Genomic DNA, 23098 nt, shown 5'->3' on the forward strand with positions numbered 1-23098 from the left:
GCCTGTTAGGCTGACCGCATTCGACGACGAAAGGCAGACCATGGTGGCGCAGCAGCGAGCGACGCTCGAAGACGTCGCCCGGCTCGCAGGAGTGAGTTCCAAGACGGTCTCCCGCGTCTTCGCCAGTCGCGAGCTCGTCGCCCCCGACACGGTGGAACGCGTCCTGGCGGCGGCCAAGCGCCTGCGTTTCCGGCCGAACACGCTCGCCCGGAGTCTGCGGCGCGGAGGTGCGACCAACACGATCGGGTTCATCATGGGCGAGCTCGGCAACCCGTTCTACTACAAGGTCGCAGCGGGCATCGAGAGGGAGCTGGCGGCTCACGGCTACGCCCTCGTGGTCGCCACGACCGACGACACCCCCGAGGGCGAAGAGCGCGTGGCCGACGCGCTGATCGCTCAGCGGATCGGGGCGCTGCTGCTGATCCCGGTCGCCGACGACCAGTCCTATCTCGAGGGCGAGCGTCAACTCGGCACGCCGGTGATCACGATCGACCGCCCCGCACGCAACCTCGTCGCCGACTCGGTCGTACTCGCGAACCACCGGGGCGTCTTCGACGCGACGACGCGGCTGCTGCAACGCGGCCACCGGCGCATCGGCTACGTCTGCAACCCCGCCTCGGTGTACACGCAATCGGAGCGGTTGCGCGGCTACCGCGATGCCCTCGCCGTCTACGGCATCCGCGACAGTGCGCGGTGGGAGCGCCTCGTCGACGATCTGAGCGTGCCGCCGGACCGGGTGGTCGGCGGCCTCCTCCGCGGAGAGGACCCGCCCACGGCGCTGATCGCAGGCAACAACCGCATGACGATCGGGGCCCTCCGCATCATGCGTGACGATGACCACGAGCGCCAGACCGCGCTGGTGGGCTTCGACGACTTCGACACCGCCGATGTCATCGGCGTGACGGTGGTCAGTTACGACCCGCAGGAGCTCGGGCGGCGCGCCGCGATGCTCGCCCTGGAGCGGATCGGCGATCCCGCGGCGTTCACCCGACAGATCGAATTGCCCACGTGGATCGTGGAGCGGGGAACGGGCGAGCGCCCACCCCAGGAAGGACGACCTCGTGCAGAACGTTGACACGACGGATGTCGAGCCGACGGAGGAACGAGACATGGGCGGTCTCATCCACCTGGAGGCGAATGGCGTCGCGGTGGTGCTGGATGCCGGACCCGGCGGACTCCCGTCGGTGCTGCACTGGGGCGCGCCGCTCGGAGGAGCCCGTCTGACCGGGCTCGCCGCGGCGGTGAGCAGGCAATCGTCGCCGGGGACGCTCGACGCCGCCTGGCAGCTCTCGCTGTCGCCGCAGGAGGGCGACGGCTGGACGGGCCGAGCAGGGATGCAGCTGCGCCGTCACGGCGTCCAGCACCATCCGCGCTGGCACGTGCGGTCGATCGCCGCGGATACGTCGACCTGCGCGATCATCGCCGACGACGAGGCATCCGGACTCCGATTCGAAGCCCGTCTCACGATCGAGCGCGGGGGAGTCGTGTGGGTCGCGCACACGCTGCGCCACACCGGTGCGGACGCCGTCGCCGTCGAGGTCGAATGGCTCGAAGCCACCATGCCCGTCCCCACGACGGCCGATACCCTCACCACTTTCGACGGCCGCTGGACCCGCGAGAAGCGGCCCGTCACGACACCCCTGCCGGCCGGCTCGACCGTGCGGCAGTCCCGCCGGGGGCGTCCGGGTCACGACTCGCCGACGATGCTGATCGCCTCGGAGAGCCGGCCCCTGTGGGGGGCGGGGCGCAGCTGGTCGACGCATCTGGCGTGGTCGTCGGATTCCTCCTACCGGGTGGACCGTGTCACCGACGCCGTCACGTTGATCGGCGCGGGGGAGCTGCTGCGTCCCGGGGAGATCGTCCTCGGTCCCGGCGACGAGTACGCCGCCCCGCGCGCAGCCTTCGTGTACTCCTCGTCAGGTCTCGACGGCCTGGCCGAGCGTGTGCACTCGTGGATGAGGGCGCGGCCGCAGCATCCGCGTACCCCCCGGCCCCTCGTGCTGAACACGTGGGAGGCGGTGTACTTCGACCACGACCCCGCGCGGCTCGATGCGCTCGCGGAGCGCGCTGCCGACGTCGGGATCGAGCGGTTCGTGCTCGACGACGGCTGGTTCCTCGGCCGGCGCGACGACACGACCAGCCTCGGCGACTGGGTCGTCGATCGCTCCGTCTGGCCCGACGGTCTGACACCGCTCGCAGACAGGGTTCACGCGCTCGGAATGCAGTTCGGGCTGTGGTTCGAGCCCGAGATGGTCAGCATCGACTCCGACGTCGCGCGGGCGCACCCGGAGTGGCTGCTCCACGACCCGGGTCATCTCCGACATGACGAGCGGGTGTCCTGGCGGTCGCAGTACGTCCTCGACCTCGCTGTACCGGGTGCGTACGACCACGTGTGCGGGCAGATCTCGACGCTGGTGTCATCGTTGGGGATCGACTTCATCAAATGGGACCACAACCGGGACCTCGTCGAGAGCGTGCACGAGGGCCGACCGGGTGGGCACGCACAGATGCTCGCGGTCTACCGACTCATCGCCGAGCTCAAGGAGCGGCATCCTGGTCTCGAGATCGAATCGTGCTCGAGCGGTGGCGCGCGCACTGACCTCGGCATCCTGGACGTCTGCGACCGCGTGTGGGCGAGCGACTCGAACGATCCCGTCGAGCGTCAGGACATCCAGCGGTGGACCGGGCTGCTGCTGCCGCCGGAGCTCGTGGGCGCCCACGTCGGGCCGACGACGTCGCACAGCTCCGGCCGTACGACCGCGCTGTCGTACCGGATGGCGACCAGCCTGATGGGTTCGGCAGGCTTCGAATGGGACATCCTGTCGTGCGACGAGGAGGAGACCGCCGCCATCCGCCGGTTCGGCGACCTGTACCGCGAGCTGCGCCCGGTGATCCACGCCGGGAGCGTCGTCCACCCCGACCTGCGGGATCCGGCATGGCGTGTGACCGGGTTCGTCGCCGAAGAGGAGGCCGTGGTGATCGTGGCGACGGTCGCCAGCCTCGAAGACGCGCGGGCCGAGAGGCTGCGCATGCCCGGGCTCGACGAGTCGCGGACGTACCGTGTGCGGGTGCGGCGTGAGATCGGGGACGCCGCGTACGGGTGGATCGCACCGGAGTGGTTCACGGCCGGCGAGATCGAGCTCTCGGGTGCCGTGCTCGCCCAGGTCGGCCTGCAGCTGCCGACGCTCTGGCCCGTACAGGCGTTCGTGCTGCACGTGACGGCCGTCTGACGCCGGATTGCCGTGTTGACGCCGTCCCCCCCCTTCTGCTTCGCGGGGCAGGAGGACGCTGCCGTCGTCCCGGGGACGGCGTTCAGGGCGGGTGCGCAGAAGTTCGGGACCGTGGAGCCGGTGAACCGGTCGCCGCGCCCGCCGGATCAGCCCTGCTGGAGGAGCGCCAGCTGGGAGTAGAGCCCGCCCGATTCGACGAGCTGTTCGTGGGTGCCCGTCTCGACGATGCGCCCGCCCCGGACGACCACGATCAGGTCGGCGCCGCGCACGGTGGAGAGCCGATGGGCGACCACGAGCGTGGTCCGTCCGTGCCGGGCTCGATCGAGGGCCTCGGTCACCTTCGCCTCGGAGGCGGGATCGAGTGCGCTGGTGGCCTCGTCGAGCACCAGGATGCGCGGGTCGCGGATGAGCGCACGAGCGATCGCGAGCCGCTGGCGCTGTCCGCCGGAAAGTCGCGAGCCGCGCTCGCCGACGAGGGTGTCGAGCCCGTCCGGTGCGCCGTCGATGATGTCGAGCGCGTTCGCGTCTCGTAGCGCACCCAGGATGTCGTCGTCGCTCACGTCGGTCGTGCCGTACGCGACGTTCTCGCGGATGGTGCCGGCCAGGAGCACCGTCTCCTGCGGGACGATCGAGATGCTGCGACGGAGAGCCCGGAGGTCGAGTCCGGCGAGGTCTGCGCCGTCCACGAGGACCGCGCCGGAGGTGGGGCGGACGAAGCCGAGGACGACGTTCAGGATCGTCGACTTGCCCGAGCCGGACGGGCCCACGAACGCGACGGTCTGGCCCGGTCGGATCTCGAGGTCGACGCCGTCGAGAGCCGGGCGGTCTTCGTCGTCGGGGTACCGCACCACCACGTCGCGCAGCGCGATCTCGCCGCGCACCCGCCCGGGGTCGGCTTTGCCCGGGTTCTGCTCCACGTCGAGCTCCTCCGCGACGTCGGCGATCGACCGGATCGCATCGAGCCCGCGCGTCAGGATCGGCGCGACGTTCATGAGCATGACGATCGCGTTGGTCAGCAATCCGAAGTACGTGCTCAGCAGCACCACCTGGCCCGGCGTGATCGAGATGACACCGGTGATCGCGACCGATGCCGCCCCGACGAGGCACAGCAGCCCGAGCACCTGGTAGGAGATCCACGAGATCGCGCCGAAACGCCCGTTGACCAGGTCGAGGTCGCGGCCGGCGCGTCGCACCGAGTCGGCGCGCTCCGCCACCCGGGCGGTCGCGACATCCTCCAGGCCGTGCCCACGCGTGATCGGCATGAGGGCTGCCATCTCGGTCACCTGGGCCGACAGCTGCTCGACCTCGCGGCGGAAGGCCTCGTTGCGCTCGGCGGCGCGCCGTCGGATGTACGTGATCAGCAGGGCGGCGACGGGGATCGCCAGCGCGAACACGACGACGAACTGCGGCACGCTGAGCGCGGTGACCACGATGGCGCCGACGAGGGTGGATGCCGCGGACACGACGGTCGGGAACAGCTGCGCGAGCATCAACTCGAGGTTCTCGACGTCTCGGACGATCTTGGTCTGCACCACGGAGGCGCTCTGCCGGTTGTGGTAGCCGAACGACAGCCGCTGCAGGCGCGCCGCCAGGCCCGTACGGACCGCGTAGGCGACCGAGCGCGTTGCGTCACTGGTCAGGCGCACCACGATCATGCTGAACGGGTAGTTCAGCAGCAGCAGCGCCAGCGCCAGGCCGGCCCACACCCCCACGTGCCACAGCGGTCCGCCGGCGACCACGATGTCGATGATGGCCGCCGTCACCGGGGGGAGCACCCACGCGGGGCTGTCCTTGATGACGAACGCGAAGACCGCGAAGATCATGCCGCGGCGGTGAGGACGCAGGAGGCGGAACAGGGAGCGCAGTGGCTCGGCCCGTCGGACGCCGCGGGTCAGCAGCGCCTCGGAGTCGACGAGGGGGATGCGTCCGGTGCGGGGAGCGGGCATGAGTGCGTCTCTTCGATGGCTGACGGGGAGAACGGCGCTGAACGTTCAGAACGTCAGCGCTGCGACTAACGATTGTAATACTGAACCGGTTAATTTCGCCAAGCGCACGCGAAGTGAGAGGATCGGCTCATGACCCGCGTCACGATCAGCGACATCGCCGAGGCCGCGGGTCTGTCGAAGGGCGCGGTGTCATACGCCTTGAACGGCCGTCCGGGTGTCTCCGAGCGGACGAGGACGCGCGTGCAGCGGATTGCGGCGGATCTGGGATGGTCGCCGAACCTGGCGGCGCGATCGCTCTCGACGTCGACGGCCGATGCGATCGGTCTCGTGCTGACGCGCCCGGGGACGGCGCGCGGACTCAACTCGTTCTACCTGGAGTTCATCGCCGGCACGGAGCAGGTGATCGCGCAGCGTGGGGTGGCACTCATGCTTCACGTGGTGGCCACGCGCGAGGACGAACTGTCGACGTACGAGAAGTGGTGGCGGGAGGGACGCGTCGACGGAGTGCTGATCGTCGACCTCGACATCGACGACCCCCGTGGACCCGTCGTGCAGACGCTCGGGCTCCCCGCCGTCGCCGTCGGCAGTTCCGACCGCGGGAAAGCCCCCGCGCAGCATCTTCCCCACGTCTGGACCGACGACGACGCCGCGATGCGCGACGCCGTCCGCTACCTGGCCAGACTCGGGCACCGTCGGTTCGCGCGCGTGGGAGGTCGGTCGCTGCGCAGCTACACCGCGATCCGAGACGCGGCCTTCCTCGACGAGGTCGCGGCGGTCGGAGCATCCGCCGTTCCGGTCCTCGCCACCGACTACTCCGGCGAGGCGGGCGCGCGCGCGACGCGCGACCTGCTCACGCGCGCGCAGCCGCCGACCGCGATCATCTTCGACAGCGACGTCCTCGCGGTGGCGGGCCTCGGAGTCGCCCGCGAACTGGGGGTCGATGTTCCCCGAGAACTGTCGATCCTCGCGTGGGACGACTCCGCGCTCTGCGAGATCACCCACCCTCCGCTTTCGGCGCTGCGCCGGGATGTCGCGGGCTTCGGCGCGGCCGCCGCTCACACCCTCCTCGAGGTGATCGCGACCGGTCGGGGCGAGGATCGGGCCGTGGCTCCGGCGGTACTCGTCCCGCGGGCGTCCACCGGCCCATCGCTCGGCTGAGACCTCGGCGGCCGCCGGGCCCCGCAGCCCGTCGCGCTGCCACGAGCGGACTCAGACGCGCGCGGCGAGGAAGGAGGTCTGCGCCAGCCACTGGAAAGACTGTCCGCCCTCATGCTCGTTGTGCGCGTACACCTCGATGTGCTTCTCGCCGGCATAGCGGTTGTAGGCGGCGTAGACCGTCGACGGGGGGCACACCGGGTCGAGCAGGCCGACGGAGAACAGCGCCGGGGCCGTGGCGCGGGTGGCCATGTTCGCCCCGTCGAAATACGAGAGGGTGTCGAAGACGCGATCCTCGGTACCGCGGTGCACCGAGAGGTAGCGGACGACCTCCTGGTACGGGTCTGCGCCGGTCATGCCCACCGCCCGCTCGAAGTGGCAGAGGAACGGCACGTCCGGCATCACGGCGACGAGGCCCTCGCTGAGCCCGGCGGCCGCCAGGGCGATGCCGCCGCCCTGGCTCCCGCCGCAGACCGCGACGCGGTCTGCGGCGACCATGTCGAGGGAGCGGACGGCATCGACGGCGCGCACGGCGTCGGTGAAGACCCTCCGGTAGTAGTAGTCCTCGGGGCTCTCGATCCCTCTCGTCATGAAGCCGCTCGAGGACGGACCCGTCCCGTGCGGGTCGGCTGTCTCCCCGCCGCTGCCCCACATCGACCCCTGTCCGCGGGTGTCCATGAACAGGTGCGCGTAGCCGCTCGCCGCCCACCCCAGCCGCTCGACCGGGAGCCCGCGGCCGCCGCCGTAGCCGTTGAACTCGACGACGGCGGGCAACGGGCCTTCTGCGGCCCGGGGGAGCGTGAGCCACGCCTTGACCGGGTCGCCCCCGAAACCGGGGAAGGTGACGTCGAACACGTCCAGCGCCGTGAACGGGGTGGGGTGGGGACGGACGACGAGGTCCTCGCCGAGGGCGCGCGACTCCGCCAGCGTGCGCGTCCAGAACGCGTCGAAGTCGCGAGGTTCGCGGACGTGGGGGCGGTAATCCTGCAGTTCAGGCAGCGAGAGATCGAACCGGGGCATCGTGACACCATACCCACTGGTGCCACGCGAGCACTTCCGGCGTGCCCGCGTGGAGCCGTGCCGGACGACGGCGTCAGTAGGTGACGGTGACCTCGGTGCCCATGGGTGCCCAGTCGAACACGTTGGCGGCCTTGTCGAGCGGCATGTTGATGCAGCCGTGACTCATGACGTTGCCGAAATTGTTGTGCCAGTAGGCGCCGTGCAGGGCCTCGTCGCCGTTGTAGTACATGACGTCCGGCACGTTCGGCGTGTAGTAGTTCGGCGCCTTGGTCAGATCCTGGTTGCCCATGTTCTGCGATGTCAGCTTCGCGGTGATGCGGAAGTTGCCCGTGTGAGAGGAGAATCCGGCCTTGCCCGACGAGATCAGGAAGCTGTCGATGACCTGACCGTTCTCGTACAGGTAGGTGCGCTGTTCGCTCAGGTTGACCACGATGTTGCGCGAGGTCTTCGTGACCTGGGCCGGCACCACCGTGACCGGAGTGGCGAAGACGCCGTTGCCCTCCGCGAGCTGCGCGGCGTAGGCGGCGGCCACGCCGCTGGTGTCGCCCACCGTGCGGCCGTCGGCACCCGCCGTGATCGTGCGCAGCACCTTGCCCTGGGTGTCGGTGATCTCGGTGCCGTTCACCGGGTCGCGGTTGATCGCTGCCGCCAGAGCGTCGACCGAGGGTTGGATGGCGGCTTCGTCCACGTCGTAGCTGTACGTGCCGTCGTCGCCCGTCGAGAGCGTGATCCAGGATGCGGCGACCGCGCGATCGATCGGCACGGTGCGCTCTTCTCCGACGTAGAAGCCGGCGGTGTCGAGGATCGTGTTGAGCTGGGTGGCCGTGGCCGTGACGGCGTCCGTGGATGCGGAGGCGGGCACCACCGTCGGGGTCGCGGCGATCTCGACGCGTGACTCGCCGGCGGCGAAGCCCTTCTCCAGCGCGGCGCGGATCGACTCGATGTCGACCCCCGCGCCGTCGACGGCGGGGGTGACTGCGTACGACGCCGTCGCCGCGTCGAAGGCGATGGTCGCGTTGACGGGTTCGACGAAGAGAGCCGGTGCGACGGCGCGGAGGGCGTCGGCCGCTTTCGTCTCGTCCAACGTGACGGCCGGCGCGGCCGCCGGCTCCGCGTTCCAGGAGGACACCTTCCACATGGGATTGTCGGAGAACGCCTTCTCGGCGAGCGCCTGCGCGTCGACGGAGGCGCCGAGCTCGTCGCCCGTCACCTGCGCGTCCGTGGCCGCCGCCGAGACGCTGGCGCCCAGCTGGCCGGCCGTGACCTCGGCCGAGCCGTCGACGCCGGTGATGACGACCGTCGTGTCGGCGAGCTTCTTGCTGATGGTCTCGGCGGCCGACCCGACGGTCATTCCGCCGATGCCGACGCCTGCCACGGTCGTTCCGGGCGCGATCAGCACGAGCGATGCGACGACGAGCGACACGACAGCCGCGGCTGCGGGGATGCCGATCCACAGCCCGAGATGACGCTTCTTCTTCGACGGCTCAGCGGGCGCCCACTCGTAGGACTCGGTGTCGGCGGCGGCAGAATCCACGACGGCGGTGTCGGATCCGGATGGATCGTTCGACACGTCACCTGCGTTCTGCCTGGCAACCAGATCAGTCACGCCATCACCCCCGACTGTGAGAAAGCACTCATCTCATGGTACGGGACGAATTCGCTCGAACCGGCGCGGCCGACAACGTTCGCATCACGACCGGGTATTGTGCGCCCCGCCCCGCCCCGCATCGGGGTGCTCAGGGCGCGCAGAGGGCCTGGAACTTCTCGCCGGTCTCCTGGAACTGCGTGCCCAGGTCGCTCAAGTCGCCGAGCTTGGTGACGTCGCCCTTTGCGACGGCGGCCATCACCTCGGCCGTTTTCGCGAACATCTCCTGCAGAGGGGCGACGACGCCTGCGACCTCGTCGTTCGTGATGCTCGGGGCTGCGTCGGCCAGCTTCGACGCGGCCGCGTTCATGCTCTCGACTACCGCGGCCGGATCCTGGGCGGCCACGGATTCGAACTCCGCGGAGGCGTCGGCGATCGTGTCTTGGATGAGAGCGCACGCATCCGTGACGGACTGGCCCTCGTCTCCGGTCTGATCGACGGCTGCGGGCGCGCCCGACGACGTCGGGGAGGCGCCCGACGTCGATCCGGTGCAGGCGGTGAGGCCCAGCACCGCGCACAGGGCGATGGTCAGACCGGCGATGGTGCGTCGCATGAGTGTCCTCTCGTCGACCTTCAGCCTACGGCCCGTGTCCGGCCGGGCAGCTGAGGCGGTCAATGTAACAAGTTTGTAAACCTGCCGCGCAAATAGGGTCGGGCGCTTGCGCCAGCGGCATTCGTAAGCTCTACTAACAAACATGTCTGCACCGGAAGCGCAGCGAGGCTCTTCCACTTTGGAACCCTCGCACACCTCAGGAACGAACCCTCGTTCGTTCGGCCCCGGGCGTGCGCTGCGCCAAGGCGGCAAGGTCCTGCCCGAGCATGCGCGGGGGCACAACCGCTCGCTGGTGCTGCAGACGCTCTTTCACCAGGGCGCCATGAGTCGCGCCGACCTCGCCCGCGAGACAGGCCTGACCCGGGTCACGATGTCCGACCTCGTGGCCGAGCTGATCGCCGATGGGTTCGTCGCCGAGAAGGGCACCCGTGAGGCGTCCGGTCCCGGCAAGCCGGCGATGCTCGTCGACCTCGACCGCGACGGACACCGCATCGTCGGCATCGACCTCTCGCAGACCGACGCTCTCATCGGCGCCGTGCTCACCCTGGACGGCGACATCGTCGTCCGCAGGGAGGAACCGCTGCCGGCAGACTCGGGGCAGCTGGTCGAGACCGTGATCGCGCTTGCCCGCGAACTCGTCAGCGAGTCGCACGCTCCCGTGCTCGGTATCGGCGTCGGCGCACCCGGGGTGGTCGATGACCGAGGCGTGATCCTGGCCGCGCCCAACTTCGGGTGGGCGGGTTTCGATCTCGAGGGCGCCCTCCGCGAGGCGCTCGGACTTCCGGTCCTGGTCGCGAACGACGCCAATGCGGCTGTGCTGGCGGAATACACCTTCGGCGGCGCGGGCGACGATGTGCTGCTGGTCAAGGTGGGCCGAGGCGTCGGGTCCGGTTTGCTCTCCGGAGGGCAGCCCATGCGCGGCAGCCACTTCGCCGCGGGCGAGATCGGCCACGTCACCGTCGGGACGGATGGCGGGCCCGTCTGCGTGTGCGGAAAAGTCGGATGCCTCGAGGCCTGGCTGTCGGTGCCCTCGCTGTCAGCCCGGCTGGCCGCGGCATCCGATCCCTCCGATCGGGAGGGAATCCTGCGCGACGCCGGGGAGCGACTGGGCATCGCGCTCGCCCCCGTGGTCGGTGCCCTCGACCTGTCGGAGATCGTGCTCTCGGGGCCTGCCGAGCTGCTGGACGGCTCGCTGGCCGCGGCGACGGTCGAAACGCTGCGCACACGCACGCTCGCCCGATTCCACGACGGCGTCCGCGTGCGGATGACCGAGCAGGGCCAGGACATCGTGCTTCGCGGCGCGGCGGTCATGGTGCTCTCCGGCCAGCTGGGCGTGTCGTAGCGCCACCCTCCGGGTTCGCCCGAGATCCCCCGGATGGGCCGCCCGGCCCACCCCCAACCAAGAGAAACAAGGAAGGCACCATGAAGAAGAAGCTCGGAGCCCTCGCCCTTCTGGGTGCGTCGGCCATCGCCCTCGCCGGCTGCTCCGGCAGCGCCGCCGGCGGCTCGTCGGACTCCGCGGAGTCGGGAACGCTCACCGTGTGGCTGGTCGGCACGGATACTCCGCAGGACGCCCGCGACTACTTGAAGACCACCTTCGAGGAGGAGAACAAGGGCTGGACGCTCGACATCGAGGAGAAGACCTGGGCCGACACGAGCGACAACTATGTCGCCGCGCTGTCCTCCAGTGACGCCCCGGACGTGGTGGAAGTCGGCAACACGCAGGCGCAGGGCTTCATCTCCCAGGGTCTGTTCGAGGACATCAGCGACATTAAGGACGCCCTCGGGGGCGACGACATGCTGAAGAGCTTCGTCGAGCTCGGCTCGGACGGCGACAGCCTCTACGCGGCGCCTTACTACGCGGGGTCCCGCGTCGTGTTCTACTCGCCCACGACGTTCGCCGGAACCGTCCCCACCACGCTCGACGAGTACGTCGCCGACGGAATCGCCGCCAAGACCGACACGAAGTCGGGCATCTATGCGCCCGGCAAGGACTGGTACAACGCCCTGCCCTACGTCTGGGCCCACGGCGGCGAGATCGCCGTGAAGGACGGCGACACGTGGGACGCGGAGTTCTCCAGCGACGACAGCATCAAGGGCCTGACCCAGCTGCAGGACGTCTACCTCAACGCGAACGTCGCTCCCGCCGACGGCGATGAAGCCGACCCGCAGGTGCCGTTCTGCGCCGGGGAGGTCGGATTCCTCTCGGCTCCGGCGTGGGTGAAGTGGTCGATCCTCGCGGCCGCCGACGCCAAGGCGCCCGGCTGCCCCGACACCTTCGGCACCGGCCTCGCGGCATTCGCGCTCCCGGGTGTCGAGGCCGGTTCGGTCGCTCCGGTGTTCGCCGGCGGCTCGAACGTCGCCGTCGCCGCCAAGAGCGATGCGAAGGACAAGGCCAAGGCCGCCCTGGAGATCCTCCTGTCCGAGGGCTACCAGAAGATCCTGGCCGAGAACGGGCTGATCCCCGCTCTCACCACCTTTGCGCAGTACTTGCCGCAGGACGCCATCACCGCGGAGGCCGCCAAAGCCGCCGCCGGTTCCAAGGCCGTTCCCGCGAGCCCGAACTGGGCCGAGGTCGAGTCCGCCGGGGTCATCAAGGACGCGCTCGTCAAGATCGCCCAGGGCGACGACGTCAAGACGGTCGCCGAGGGTCTGGACTCTCAGATCGAAGCCATCCTCAACAAGTAGCACCCACGCACCGGGCAAGGGGTTCCGGCCTCGCCGGACCCCCTTGCCCGCTGGTGTGCCCCCGAACGTGCTGCACCGCCCATTTCCCTGAAAGGAGGCGTCATGACGGAAGCGATCGTCACGGCGGCCTCGCGACCGGCTTCCGGCAGGAGCCCGCGTCCCCGATTGACCGCCCGCGAGGCATCCCGACGGCGCAGGGAGACCCGCGGCGCGTGGACCCTGCTCGCCCCGTCGACCGTCATCCTCGCCGTCATGGTGGGCTACCCCGCGGTGCTGATGGTCATCCAGTCCTTCACGGATTACTCCATCAAGAACAAGGTGCAGGGCACTCTGCCGAACTTCGTGTGGTTCGAGAACTACGTCACGGTGTTCACAGAGTCGGACTTCCCGATCGTGCTGGTGCGCAGCCTCGGCCTGATGGTGGCGATGACCGTCCTGATCGTGCTGCTCGGCATGCTCATCGCCGTGCTCATGACGCGACTCGGCAAGGGGTGGCGCATCACCGTGTCGGTCGGTCTGCTCCTGGCATGGGCCATGCCCCCGCTCGCGGCGACCGTCGTCTGGGGCTGGATCTTCGACACGCAGTACGGCGTCGTCAACTGGGCGCTGAACACGCTCACCGGAACGTCGGACTGGACCAACCATTCCTGGCTGCTCAATCCGTGGTCGTTCTTCATGGTGCTCATCATCATCGTGGTGTGGCAGGGCGTGCCCTTCGTCGCGTTCACGACGTACGCGGCACTGGGGCAGGTGCCCGCCGAGGTGCTCGAGGCATCCTCGCTCGACGGCGCCACCGGCCTCAGTAGGTTCCGGCTCATCGTGTTCCCCTACATCCGCAGCGTGATCACGGTGATCATCGTGCTCCAGGTCATCTGGAACCTCCGCATCTTCACGCAGGTGTATGCGCTGCAGAGCAGGGGCGGGCTGATCTCCGAGACCAACGTGCTCGGCACGTATCTGTTCCGCCAGGGAGTCGGAGAGTTCGCCGTCACGAGTGTGATCGGTGTCTTCATGGTGATCCTCCTGCTGGCCATGTCCTGGGGCTACGTCCGCACCACCCTGAAGGAGGAGGAGCTGTGAGCACTCAGGTCAATGCCGCCACCCAGCTCGGCACCGTGGGCGTCGAAGAGGTCCTCGAGGACGGCGGCGTCCCCCGGACGCCGCGCCGGCGCTCGATCGAGGCGCGACGACCCTCTTCCCGCAAGGTCGCGACGCGCACACTGCTGAACATCGCCGCGCTGATCGTCTTCGTGTGCTCGGTCTTCCCCGTCTACTGGATGCTGAACATGGCGTTCACGCAGGGGCAGCAGATCATCAGCCGCACCCCCGATCTGCTCCCGATCAAGTTCACCTTCCAGAACTTCATCACCGCGTGGACGAGAGAGGCCGCCCCCGGCCAGACCGACTTCCCGCACGCGCTGATGACCTCGTCGATCGTGACCGTCGGTGTGCTGATCCTGACGCTGCTGTTCGCCTTCCTCGCATCCATCGCTGTGGCCCGTTTCCACTTCCGGGGGCGTCGGGGGTTCATCGTCTCGGTGCTGATCATCCAGATGATCCCCGGCGAGGCGATGATGTTCACGATCTACGGCATGATCGACGACTGGCGTCTCATGAACACGCTGCTGGGTCTCGGCATCGTCTACCTGGCCTCCGTGATCCCCTTCACCATCTGGACGCTCCGCGGTTTCGTGGCGGGCGTGCCCGCCGACCTCGAAGAAGCCGCCATGATCGACGGGTGCACCAAGACGCAGGCCTTCTGGAAGGTCACCTTTCCGCTGCTGGCTCCGGGCCTGGTCTCGACGGGGATCTTCGCGTTCATCCAGTCCTGGAACGAATTCACGATGGCTCTGCTCCTCATGAAGGGGTACAACCTCACGCTGCCGACCTGGCTCAACTCGTTCCAGTCGGCGACCGAGGCCACGAACTGGGGTGCGGTGATGGCGGGGTCGACGCTCATCTCGATCCCCGTCGTGATCTTCTTCCTCATCGTGCAGGGACGCATGACCGGAGGACTGGTGTCCGGGGCGGTCAAGGGCTGATGGGTGGACATTCGCTTCCGTCCGCCCGCGGTGACCGCTCATGAGGGTTGGTCTCGACGTCGGCGGAACGAAGACCGACGCCGTCCTGGTGGACGCCGGGGGAACGATCATCGCCCGCCGGCGTCGCCCGACCGGATGGGGACCGGACGCGGTCACCTCGACCATCGTCGCTACGGTCGGCGAGCTCGCCGCCGAGGCCGGTATGGGCCTCGACGAGATCGAATCAGTCGGCGTCGGCATGCCGGGGCAGGTCGAGCCGGGGAGCACCCGCATCGCGCATGCCGTGAACCTCGGAGTCGATCAGCTCGACGTGGCGGCAGCGGTGCTGCCCGCCCTCGGCATCGCCGTGCGCATCGAGAACGACGTGAAAGCCGCCGCCCTCGGCGCCTATGCCCTGCACGGCGCGACGGGTGCGATCGGCTACCTCAATCTCGGCACCGGCATCGCCGCCGGCATCGTCCGCGCCGGCGAACTGTGGCGGGGGGCGCACGGCACAGCGGGCGAAGTCGGTCACATCTCCGTCGATCCCCGAGGACCGCTCTGCCGCTGCGGCCAGCACGGCTGCATCGAGGCCTTCGCCGGCGGCGGTGCGATCGCCGCACGGTGGGGCCGGCCCGGCGCCTACCCCGTCCGCGACGTGTTCGACGCCGCCGAGTCCGGGGATCCCGCGGCGCTCGCGCTCCGCGGGGGTCTCGCGACGGGCGTCTCCGCCGCGATCCGCGTGCTCGTGCTGACGGCAGACGTCGACACCGTCGTCCTCGGCGGAGGCGTGACGGCGCTCGGCGACCGATTGATGGCGGATGTCGCGGCTGCGCTCGATGCAAGCGCCCAAGCATCCCCGTTCATGCGTTCGCTCCGGCTCCGCGAGCGTGTCACCCTGCTTCCCGCGGGCTCGCCGGCCGCCGCTCTCGGCGCGGCCCTCATCGGCGCCGCGCGCGACACAGAGGAGGTCATGGCCCATGGCTGAGGTCGTCATCGTCCCCACGCCCGCCGTCGGCGGCGAGATCGTCGCCGACGAGATCGTCCGCCTCATCCGCTCCACGCCCACCGCGGTGCTCGGATTGGCGACGGGGTCGACACCTCTGCCCGTCTATGAGGCGCTCCGGCCGCGCCTCGCGGGGGTCGATGTCTCGCAGGTGCGGGGATTCGCCCTCGACGAATACGTCGGCATCGAGCCGCGGCATCCTGAGTCCTACCGCGCGGTCATCACGCGCGAGGTCGTCGAGCCGCTCGGGCTCGACCCCGACCGCGTGCAGGTGCCGGACGGATCACTGGACGGAATCGAGCACGCGGGGAGCGATTACGAAGCGGCCCTCCGGGCAGCGGGGGGCGTCGACCTGCAGATCCTCGGGATCGGCACGGACGGGCACATCGGCTTCAACGAGCCCGGCTCTTCGTTCGCCTCCCTCACCCGCGTCAAAACACTCACCGCGCAGACACGCGAGGACAATGCCCGGTTCTTCGACAGCATCGATCAGGTCCCGATGCACTGCATCACCCAGGGCCTCGGCACGATCCTCCGCGCGCGCCATCTCGTGCTCCTCGCCTTCGGCGCCGGCAAGGCCGACGCGGTCGCCGGAGCGCTGGAGGGGCCGCTCAGCGCATCGCTGCCGGGGTCTGCGATCCAACTGCACCCGCACGCCACGGTGGTCGTTGACGAAGCCGCGGCAACTGCTCTGCGCTTCGCGGACTACTACCGCTACACCTTCGCGAACAAACCGGAGTGGCAGGGGCTGTAGGGGCGGCTGGGCGCTGGAGGTGAGGGTCTCGAGTTCTTCCTGCGCGCGGCGGCCCTGGGACGGGCCTCAGGGCGCGAACACCTTGCCGGGGTTCAGAATGCGGGCGGGGTCGAAGACCGCCGCGATGTCGCGCTGCAGCGCCCACTGATCGTCGCCGAGTTCGTCGGCGAGCCATCGCCGCTTGAGCACGCCGATGCCGTGCTCGCCCGTGAGGGTGCCGCCGAGGCGGAGCGCCGCGCGGAAGAGGTCGTCGGCGGCATCCCAGATCTCGGGCGGCACGTCGGGTCCGTCGAAGATGAAGTTGGGGTGCAGGTTGCCGTCGCCGGCGTGCGCGACCGCGGGGATGACGATGCCGTACTCGCGCTCCACCCGGGCGATCTCGTCGAACATCGCCGGCAGCGCCGATCGCGGCACCGAGATGTCTTCGATGAGGGCGGTGCCGAGCGTCTCCATCGCCGGATGCATCGACCGGCGGATCGCGAGCAGACGCTCACCTTCTTCGGGGTCGGCCGACAGCGCGACGCTGCCGCCGGCGCCGCGCAGGACCGCGGCGATCGCCTCGGCTTCGACGAGCGCCGCCGGGCCGTCGGTCTGGATCGTGAGCTGGGCCGCGCCCGGGAGCGGATCCGCCAGGTGGAGGAGGGCGTGGACGGCCGCGAGGGACGCGGCATCCATCAGCTCCATGATCGCCGGCTGCACGCCCGAGGCCGTCACGGCGGCAGATGCCTCGGCGGCGGTCCGCACGCTGGGGAAGGTGGCGGCGATCGTGCACACGTCGCCGGGGACGAGCCGACGGAGCTTCAGCGTGGCGCCGACGATCACACCGAGCGTGCCCTCCGAGCCGATCATCAGTGACGTCAGGTCGAGGCCCGTGACGCCTTTGACGCTCCGGTGGCCGAAGTGCATGAGCCGCCCGTCGGCGAGGACCACGTCGACACCGAGCACCGCGTCGCGCACCACGCCGTACTTGGCGCAGAGCAATCCCCCCGCCCCCGTCGCGATGTTGCCGCCGACCGTCGAGATGGCGCGGCTGGCGGGGTCGGGGGCCCACCACAGTCCGTGAGCGCCCAGCGCGGCATTGAGGTCGGCGTTGATGATGCCCGGCTCGACGACGGCGAGCAGGTCGTCCGGACGCACCTCGAGGATGCGGTCCATCTCTCGCAATGAGAGCGCGATCTCTCCCGCGCCGGCGTTCGCGCCGCCGGCGAGCCCCGTCCCGGCTCCGCGGGTGACGACGGGGGTGCCGGTCGCGGACGCGATGCGCATCGTCTGCCGCACGTCGTCGACGCACGAGGCGCGGACGACGGCGAGGGGTGCCCCGGATGCCGCGTGCCCCGACTTGTCGGCGCGCGCAGCCTCTCTCGCGCTCGTGGTGGTGTCCACACGATCGCCCAGCGCTGCGCGCAACAGGTCGAGGACGTCTGCCGCGGGCGGCGTCATGCGAAGCGTCGGCGACCGGCGAGCACACCGACGGTGACCGCGACGACGGCGAAGCCGATGCCGAGCCACGTCGCGCCCATGCTCCACAGCACGATCGTCGTCGATGCGTAGACGAGCAGCTCGACGACGGCACGCACGAACGGGTGCACCGCGAACACGGCGCGCGGCGAGACGAAGAACGCCCACACGAGGATCGCCAGCGCGGGTGCGCCGATCCCGACGACGATGTTCCACGGGAAGGGCCACGCCGCGAAACCCCAGAATGCGAGGGCCGCGAAAGCGAACATCTCGCAGGCGAAAGCGAGGAGGTCGAGGGCCGAGAGCGGGCGCCGTGTACCGGCGGCTAGCGGCTCGGCCGGGGGCGTCGGGTGCACGCGCGCGCTGTCGGACATGTCCTCATTCTACCGGGGCACGCGTGCTCGGTCCCCGGGGCCGTGGGCCTCCGCGCTCTCAGTCGAGCAGGCTGAGCAGGCGGATGCTGCGGGTCGGGCCGGTCTCATCGCCGGAGAGGTATCTCAGGCCGAGCAGCGGGTTGCGCAGGAGTTCGGCGGCCGTCGGCCGGAGTGACAGCGTGGCGTTGCCCGCATCGTCCGCGACGACGGTCTGGCGTGGCTCGTCGCCGACGAGCAGCTCGACGGTGCTGCCGGGCGATGCGCTCACGGTGAGCGTCAGGGTGAGACGCGTGCCCTCGAACCCGATGCCCGCGCCGACGATCGCCGGCGAGCCCTCGGGCAAGGGTGGGGCGGTGGGCTCGGTCGGCTCGGTCGGGTCGGTGGGGTCCGTGGGTCCGGTCGGGTCCGTGGGACCGGTCGGGTCGGTCGGCTCCGTGGGTCCGGTCGGGTCCGTGGGACCGGTGGGGTCCGTGGGACCGGTCGGGTCCGTGGGACCGGTCGGGTCGGTCGGCTCCGTAGGTCCGGTCGGTGTGGTGGGTCCGGTCGGGTCGGTGGGTCCGGTCGGGTCGGTGGGTCCGGTCGGATCCGTGGGCGTGACCGGAGCGGTGGGATCTACCGGCGTCGCCGGATCGGAGGGAGCGACCGGGACGAGTGGTGCGGGGTCGGCCGTGGCAGGCGTGGGAGTGTTCCCTGCACCGCCGCCGTCGGGCGCCGGGGGAGTGCCCGGTGTCGCGGCCTCAGCTTCGGACGGTGCGACCGGGGTCGCGGCATCCGGAGTAGTCCCCTCGTCCACCGGCGTCTGCGGAACCTCGGGGGCCGGGCCATCGAGCTGCCCGTCGGCGGGGCCTTCGATGGATGACGATTCGCGAGCGATGCCGGCGGCGGTGTCGGAGGTGTTGAGGGCGGGGACGACCACGGCCGCGGTGACGACGGCGCCGGCGACCACGACGGCGGCAGCCGCCAGGCCGACGATAGCGCTCATTCCGGAGAAGACGCCGCCTGCCGCCGCCGCGGCGGCGGTGGTGCCTGCCGCACCGGCGGTCGCCGCAGCGCCGATGGTGGCACCGGATGATGAACCGACCGCGGAGGACGCGCCCACGGACGATGCCGTGCCCAGGGTCGACGCACCGGGCGCAGCCCCCGCCGTGCCCATAGACGCCGTGCCCATGGACACCGCGCCGTGCACGACGCTCGAGGGCATCGCGGCGAGCGCGACCACGGCGGTGCCGCCGCTCTGCAGCGACGCCAGGTAAGCGCCTGCTCCGGTGACACCCAGCACGAGCGGGAGAAGGACGAGCGCGAGGTGGTCCGAGACGTGACGGGCTTCGGCGGCCACGATCGTGCAGCGCGTGCACCCGGCGAGATGGTCGTCGATCTTCCGGCCGTCGCGCTTGCTTACGTTGCCGCGCGCGTAGGCGCCGAGGCGTTCGATCGTCCACTGGCAATCGGACCCGTCGGCCACGCTGACCAGGTGCGCCTGGATCCACGCCTCGCGCAGTCCTTCGCGGGCGCGGAAGGCCAGCTGCGCGACCGCGGTCGCCTTCAGTCCGAGCAGCGGCGCGATCTCCGCGGGCTTCATCTGCTCGATCTCGGAGTACCAGAGCACCTCCTGCCACCGCGTGGGGAGGCTGCGGAAGGCGCGGTGCGTGATGCTGCGGTCCAGTGCGTCCGAGGTCGCCTGCTCGGTCGTCGCCGGGTCTTCGACGGCGGCGAGTTCGTCGATGGTCGTCTCGCGACGCGCGCGCCCCCACCCGGCGGCGGTGTTGCGGATGCTGGTGAACAGGTAGGCACGGAACGACCCCGTGGGGCCGCCGCCCTTGAGGATGGACTGGTAGATGCGGGCGTACGCCTCCTGCACCAGATCGTCGGCGTCGAGGCTCGACGTCACGGAGCGGGCGACGACGATACCCGACCGGTAGTGGCGTCGCCACAGCTCGCCGAACGCGTCGCTGTCGCCCGAGCGCGCGCGCAACACCAGATCGGCGTCGGCGGGGGCATCCGAGGCATCGGAATCGCCGACGTCGTCGGCGTGCGGGTGCTCATGCATGGGTGATCCTGACGCGGTTCGGGCCGCAGTGTCGGGTGTGATGACGGCCTCACCTATGAGACGGGTCCGGGGGCCGTTTATTACGCGCTCCCACCATTCTGGCCCCGATAGGCGACGTCGCGGCCGCGAACCTGTTCCGTCGTCGCCCTCCAGCCGGTTCACGACGGTGCCTGAGGAGGGGTGGCCGGCGTTCGTCCCGCTGCGCGCGCCCGGCGACGGGACGGCCGGCGTTCGTCTTCCGGCCTCGCCCGGAAGACGGCTCAAAAGAAAGTTCTGCGTTTCGCGTCATGGATCGAAGGGCATCGCATCTCATGGGTGAGAGACACCGTCTGAGCTCCCTGGGGTTGGAGTGCAGAGGCCAGTGGTGCGGGGGTCGAGAGATCGAACCGCTGGGAGCGGGTTTCGGATGCGTCTGGGGGGATGGCATCTGAAACCCGCCCTCTCGACCCGGGGACGAGGGTCGCTGCGCGGGGGCGCAGCGACCCCGCACCCCGCCGGTGAGCGGCCTGCTCTAGGCGACGGGCCGCCCGGCCGTCCAGACCTGCGCGACCTGCAGATCGGCGCCGAGGAGGGCCGCGTCCGCGAGGTACCCGGGGGCGAGTCGGCCGAGGTCGTGGCCGCGCCCGATCGCGGCGGCCGGGGCGGCGGTCAGCGCGTGGACGACGGCCGGGAGGGCGACACCGGCGTCGACACAGACGCGGAGCGCAGCATCCTGCGTCAGCGTCGACCCGGCGATCGACCCTCCGTCCACAAGCCGCGCCACGCCGTCTCGCACGTCGACCGGGCGTCCACCGAGCTCGTACCGGCCGTCGACGGATCCGGCGGCGGCCATCGCGTCGGTCACGAGGGCGATCCGGTCGGGCGCCGCCGCGAACGCGATGCGCAGGATGTCCGGGTGCACGTGCACCCCGTCGGCGATGAGTTCGAGGGTGACCCGGGGATCGGATGCCGCGGCTCCGACGGGGCCAGGATCGCGATGGCCGAGTCCAGGCATCGCGTTGAAGGCGTGCGTCAGGATGGTGGCACCGGCGGTGAAGGCGGCGGCGGTGATCGCGGCATCCGCCGTCGTATGCCCGACGGCGGCCGCCGCACCTGCCTCGACCACGCGGCGGACGGCGTGCAGCCCGTTCGGGAGCTCGGGCGCGAGCGTCACCTGGCGGATCGTGCCGCGGCCCGCCCGCAGCAGCGTGTCGAGCACGCCCTCTTCAGGCGCGCGCAGCAGATCCTCGTCGTGGGCGCCCTTGCGCTCGGCGGCGAGGAAGGGCCCTTCGAGATGGGAGCCGAGGATGTCGGCGTCGCTGTCCACGAGGTCGGCGATCATCGCCGTGCTCCGCGTCAGTTCGCCCAGCGGCGCGGTCACCAGCGAGATGACCGCTCTCGTCGTGCCGTGCGCGCGGTGCAGATCGCGGGCTCGACGGACGGCCTCCGGGCCGGCGTCGTACGAGGCGCCGCCGCCGCCGTGCCCGTGGATGTCGATGAAGCCGGGAGTGAGGATCGCACCGGCACCGGCGGTCGCTACGGCGTCGACCACGGTGGCCGCGATCAGGCCTCGCCATCCGTCGCCGTCCCCGACCGCTGCGACGCGGTCATCGACGACGTGCATCCAGGCGTCCTCGCGCACGGCGCCGTCGGTGACGAGCCGGGCCGAATGGATGATGAGGCCCGCCATCAGGGCGCCCGAGGAAGGGTGATGCCCTGGGACGTCCAGAGCGGTCCGAGGCCGTCCACTCGGGTGCGGAACGAGTCCCACGTGCGCTCGACGCCGCGCGCGGGCGACCAGGAGATCTCGGCGGCCGCGGCGATCCGCGGGAAGGCGAGCGCGTCGAGATCGGCGAGGGTGCGGGGTGTCTCGCTCCACAGGGGTGCCTCGACGCCGAGGATGTCGCTCTCGTCGACCCCCTCGATGGTGGTGCCGGGATCCCAGGAGTACGCCCGCTCGAGGCTCGTCGGACCGTTCGCCCAGGTGAGGCCGAGCGCGCTGTCGGCGTGGGGTTTCATGTCGAGGTAGATCGCGTCGGCGGGGGAGAGGATGACCCGCGAGCCGCGCTGCACGAAGGTCCTGGTCTTCTCGCCGGCGCCGTCGATCGGTGTGGTGAAGCCCCAGTACTGACCGATCGTGGCCCGATCCAGGCCCGCGGCCGCCCCGGCCTCGTGCCAGGCGATCGGCGTCTTGCCGAGCGAGACCACCATCGACGACGCTCGCGTCATGAATTCGGCGAAGTCCGCGGGGTCGGTGCCCAGGGCCTCGTCGCCACCGATGTGCACGTAGGGGCCGGGGGTGAGCTCGGCCAGCTCGCCGAAGACGTCGGCCAGGAACGCGTAGGTCGCCTCGTCATGGATCTTCAGTGAAGAGAACCCGACCGCGACCCCGTCGTACGGCACGCCCGCCTCGGGCAGCGAACCGCCGGATTCCTGAACGGTCTCGAGGGTCTGAGCGCTCAGCACGGGCCTCTCCACGAGCTCGGGGTAAGCGACGCCGACGGCGTGGGTGTGCCCCGGAACGTCGAACTCGGGCACGACCGTCATGTGACGGGATGCCGCGTGCCGGACGATCTCGGCATAGTCCTCGTGGGTGAAGAAGCCCCCGGGATCGCCGCCGACCGAACTCCCGGACGACACCTCGGTCAGTCTCGGTCGTGAAGCGAGCTGCAACCGCCACCCCTGGTCGTCGCTCAGGTGCAGATGCAGATGGTTGAACTTGAGCGCCGCCGCCCGGTCGATGTAGGCCGTGACGGTCTCGACCGGGAAGAAGTGCCGGGCGACGTCGAGCATGACGCCCCGGTACGCGAACCGCGGTCGGTCCTCGATCGCCACCGTCGGGAAGAACCAGCCACCGGCGTCCTGCTGCACGAGCTGCACGAGGGTCTGAGCTCCGTAGAAGAGGCCCGCCGCGTCGGACGCGGTGATGACGGCGGATGCCTCATCGACGACGATCTCGTACGACTCCGGTGAGCCACCCGCGCGGACGCGCAGATCGACGCGGGCCCGTTCGGACTGCTCCGGAGAGGCCTCGACGGCGAGGCCGGTGCGTTCGCTCAGCCGCTGCGCGAGGCCGGCCGCGATCGAGGACTCGCCCGCGATCGTCGCGCCCTCGCGGAGGCGCAGCCCACGGCCTTCCGTCGCGGTGAGGGCGAGCGGGAACGGGACCAGCGCGAACGTCATGTAAGGAACCCTAACAAAACGGGAGGGCCCATGACAGGG

General features: G+C 70.3%; 18 protein-coding genes. 9 read left to right on the top strand and 9 right to left on the bottom strand.

The window, feature by feature from the left end; all coding sequences use genetic code 11:
- Nucleotides 1–40 precede the first annotated feature (40 nt).
- Both ACFXOO_RS07845 and ACFXOO_RS07850 read left to right on the top strand, forming a co-directional pair.
- Nucleotides 41–1075, top strand: a complete 1035-nt coding sequence (locus ACFXOO_RS07845) for a LacI family DNA-binding transcriptional regulator (RefSeq protein WP_378841271.1) — start codon at nt 41–43, stop codon at nt 1073–1075.
- Complete coding sequence (locus ACFXOO_RS07850; RefSeq protein ID WP_394563269.1) at nt 1062–3230, top strand: alpha-galactosidase; 2169 nt, start codon at nt 1062–1064, stop codon at nt 3228–3230. Before ACFXOO_RS07845 ends, ACFXOO_RS07850 begins: the two co-directional genes overlap by 14 nt.
- A 146-nt stretch (nt 3231–3376) precedes the next feature.
- Here the strand turns inward: ACFXOO_RS07850 and ACFXOO_RS07855 are convergent, their stop codons facing one another.
- Nucleotides 3377–5176, bottom strand: a complete 1800-nt coding sequence (locus ACFXOO_RS07855) for an ABC transporter ATP-binding protein (protein ID WP_378853491.1) — start codon at nt 5174–5176, stop codon at nt 3377–3379.
- A gap of 129 nt (nt 5177–5305) precedes the next feature.
- Here ACFXOO_RS07855 and ACFXOO_RS07860 point away from each other — a divergent pair, with 129 nt between their 5' ends.
- Nucleotides 5306–6334 (top strand): LacI family DNA-binding transcriptional regulator, encoded by a 1029-nt coding sequence (locus tag ACFXOO_RS07860; protein WP_394563270.1) that lies wholly within the window; start codon nt 5306–5308, stop codon nt 6332–6334.
- 51 nt (nt 6335–6385) lie between these two features.
- Here ACFXOO_RS07860 and ACFXOO_RS07865 read toward each other — a convergent pair whose 3' ends face one another.
- The 3 genes from ACFXOO_RS07865 to ACFXOO_RS07875 form a co-directional block, all read right to left on the bottom strand.
- The gene (locus tag ACFXOO_RS07865; RefSeq protein WP_394563271.1) at nt 6386–7351 is read right to left on the bottom strand and encodes an acetylxylan esterase; all 966 of its coding nucleotides are present in this window, start codon (nt 7349–7351) and stop codon (nt 6386–6388) included.
- Between the two features lie 73 nt (nt 7352–7424).
- Nucleotides 7425–8921, bottom strand: coding sequence for a L,D-transpeptidase family protein (locus tag ACFXOO_RS07870; RefSeq protein WP_378853497.1), 1497 nt, complete (start codon nt 8919–8921; stop codon nt 7425–7427).
- A 166-nt stretch (nt 8922–9087) separates the two neighbouring features.
- Entirely contained in the window at nt 9088–9549 is a 462-nt protein-coding gene (locus ACFXOO_RS07875; RefSeq protein ID WP_378853499.1) for a hypothetical protein, read from the bottom strand.
- Nucleotides 9550–9691: 142 nt separating this feature from the next.
- Between ACFXOO_RS07875 and ACFXOO_RS07880 the strand changes: the two genes are divergently transcribed.
- From ACFXOO_RS07880 to ACFXOO_RS07905, 6 genes are all read left to right on the top strand, one after another.
- Nucleotides 9692–10891, top strand: a complete 1200-nt coding sequence (locus ACFXOO_RS07880) for an ROK family protein (RefSeq protein ID WP_378841262.1) — start codon at nt 9692–9694, stop codon at nt 10889–10891.
- Between the two features lie 80 nt (nt 10892–10971).
- On the top strand, nt 10972–12237 hold the full coding sequence (locus ACFXOO_RS07885) for an extracellular solute-binding protein (protein ID WP_378841260.1): 1266 nt from the start codon (nt 10972–10974) through the stop codon (nt 12235–12237).
- 102 nt (nt 12238–12339) lie between these two features.
- The gene (locus ACFXOO_RS07890) at nt 12340–13317 is read left to right on the top strand and encodes a carbohydrate ABC transporter permease (protein WP_378853501.1); all 978 of its coding nucleotides are present in this window, start codon (nt 12340–12342) and stop codon (nt 13315–13317) included.
- The gene (locus ACFXOO_RS07895) at nt 13314–14279 is read left to right on the top strand and encodes a carbohydrate ABC transporter permease (RefSeq protein WP_378841256.1); all 966 of its coding nucleotides are present in this window, start codon (nt 13314–13316) and stop codon (nt 14277–14279) included. The genes ACFXOO_RS07890 and ACFXOO_RS07895 overlap by 4 nt, the downstream gene beginning before the upstream one ends.
- 40 nt (nt 14280–14319) lie before the next feature.
- Nucleotides 14320–15246: an ROK family protein gene (locus ACFXOO_RS07900; RefSeq protein ID WP_378853503.1), complete on the top strand. Its 927-nt coding sequence runs from the start codon at nt 14320–14322 to the stop codon at nt 15244–15246.
- Nucleotides 15239–16018: a glucosamine-6-phosphate deaminase gene (locus ACFXOO_RS07905; protein ID WP_378853505.1), complete on the top strand. Its 780-nt coding sequence runs from the start codon at nt 15239–15241 to the stop codon at nt 16016–16018. Before ACFXOO_RS07900 ends, ACFXOO_RS07905 begins: the two co-directional genes overlap by 8 nt.
- 66 nt (nt 16019–16084) lie before the next feature.
- Here the strand turns inward: ACFXOO_RS07905 and ACFXOO_RS07910 are convergent, their stop codons facing one another.
- From ACFXOO_RS07910 to ACFXOO_RS07930, 5 genes are all read right to left on the bottom strand, one after another.
- Entirely contained in the window at nt 16085–17458 is a 1374-nt protein-coding gene (locus tag ACFXOO_RS07910) for an FAD-binding oxidoreductase (protein ID WP_378853507.1), read from the bottom strand.
- Nucleotides 17455–17850 (bottom strand): YrdB family protein, encoded by a 396-nt coding sequence (locus ACFXOO_RS07915; RefSeq protein ID WP_378841249.1) that lies wholly within the window; start codon nt 17848–17850, stop codon nt 17455–17457. The genes ACFXOO_RS07910 and ACFXOO_RS07915 overlap by 4 nt, the downstream gene beginning before the upstream one ends.
- Before the next feature lie 58 nt (nt 17851–17908).
- On the bottom strand, nt 17909–19897 hold the full coding sequence (locus tag ACFXOO_RS07920; protein ID WP_378853509.1) for a sigma-70 family RNA polymerase sigma factor: 1989 nt from the start codon (nt 19895–19897) through the stop codon (nt 17909–17911).
- A gap of 511 nt (nt 19898–20408) precedes the next feature.
- The gene (gene nagA / locus ACFXOO_RS07925; RefSeq protein WP_378853511.1) at nt 20409–21566 is read right to left on the bottom strand and encodes an N-acetylglucosamine-6-phosphate deacetylase; all 1158 of its coding nucleotides are present in this window, start codon (nt 21564–21566) and stop codon (nt 20409–20411) included.
- Nucleotides 21566–23059, bottom strand: coding sequence for a family 20 glycosylhydrolase (locus ACFXOO_RS07930; RefSeq protein ID WP_394563272.1), 1494 nt, complete (start codon nt 23057–23059; stop codon nt 21566–21568). The genes nagA and ACFXOO_RS07930 overlap by 1 nt, the downstream gene beginning before the upstream one ends.
- Nucleotides 23060–23098 lie beyond the last annotated feature (39 nt).

It is taken from the genome of Microbacterium sp. P03 (assembly GCF_043556235.1).
In the GTDB taxonomy this organism is placed as follows: domain Bacteria; phylum Actinomycetota; class Actinomycetes; order Actinomycetales; family Microbacteriaceae; genus Microbacterium.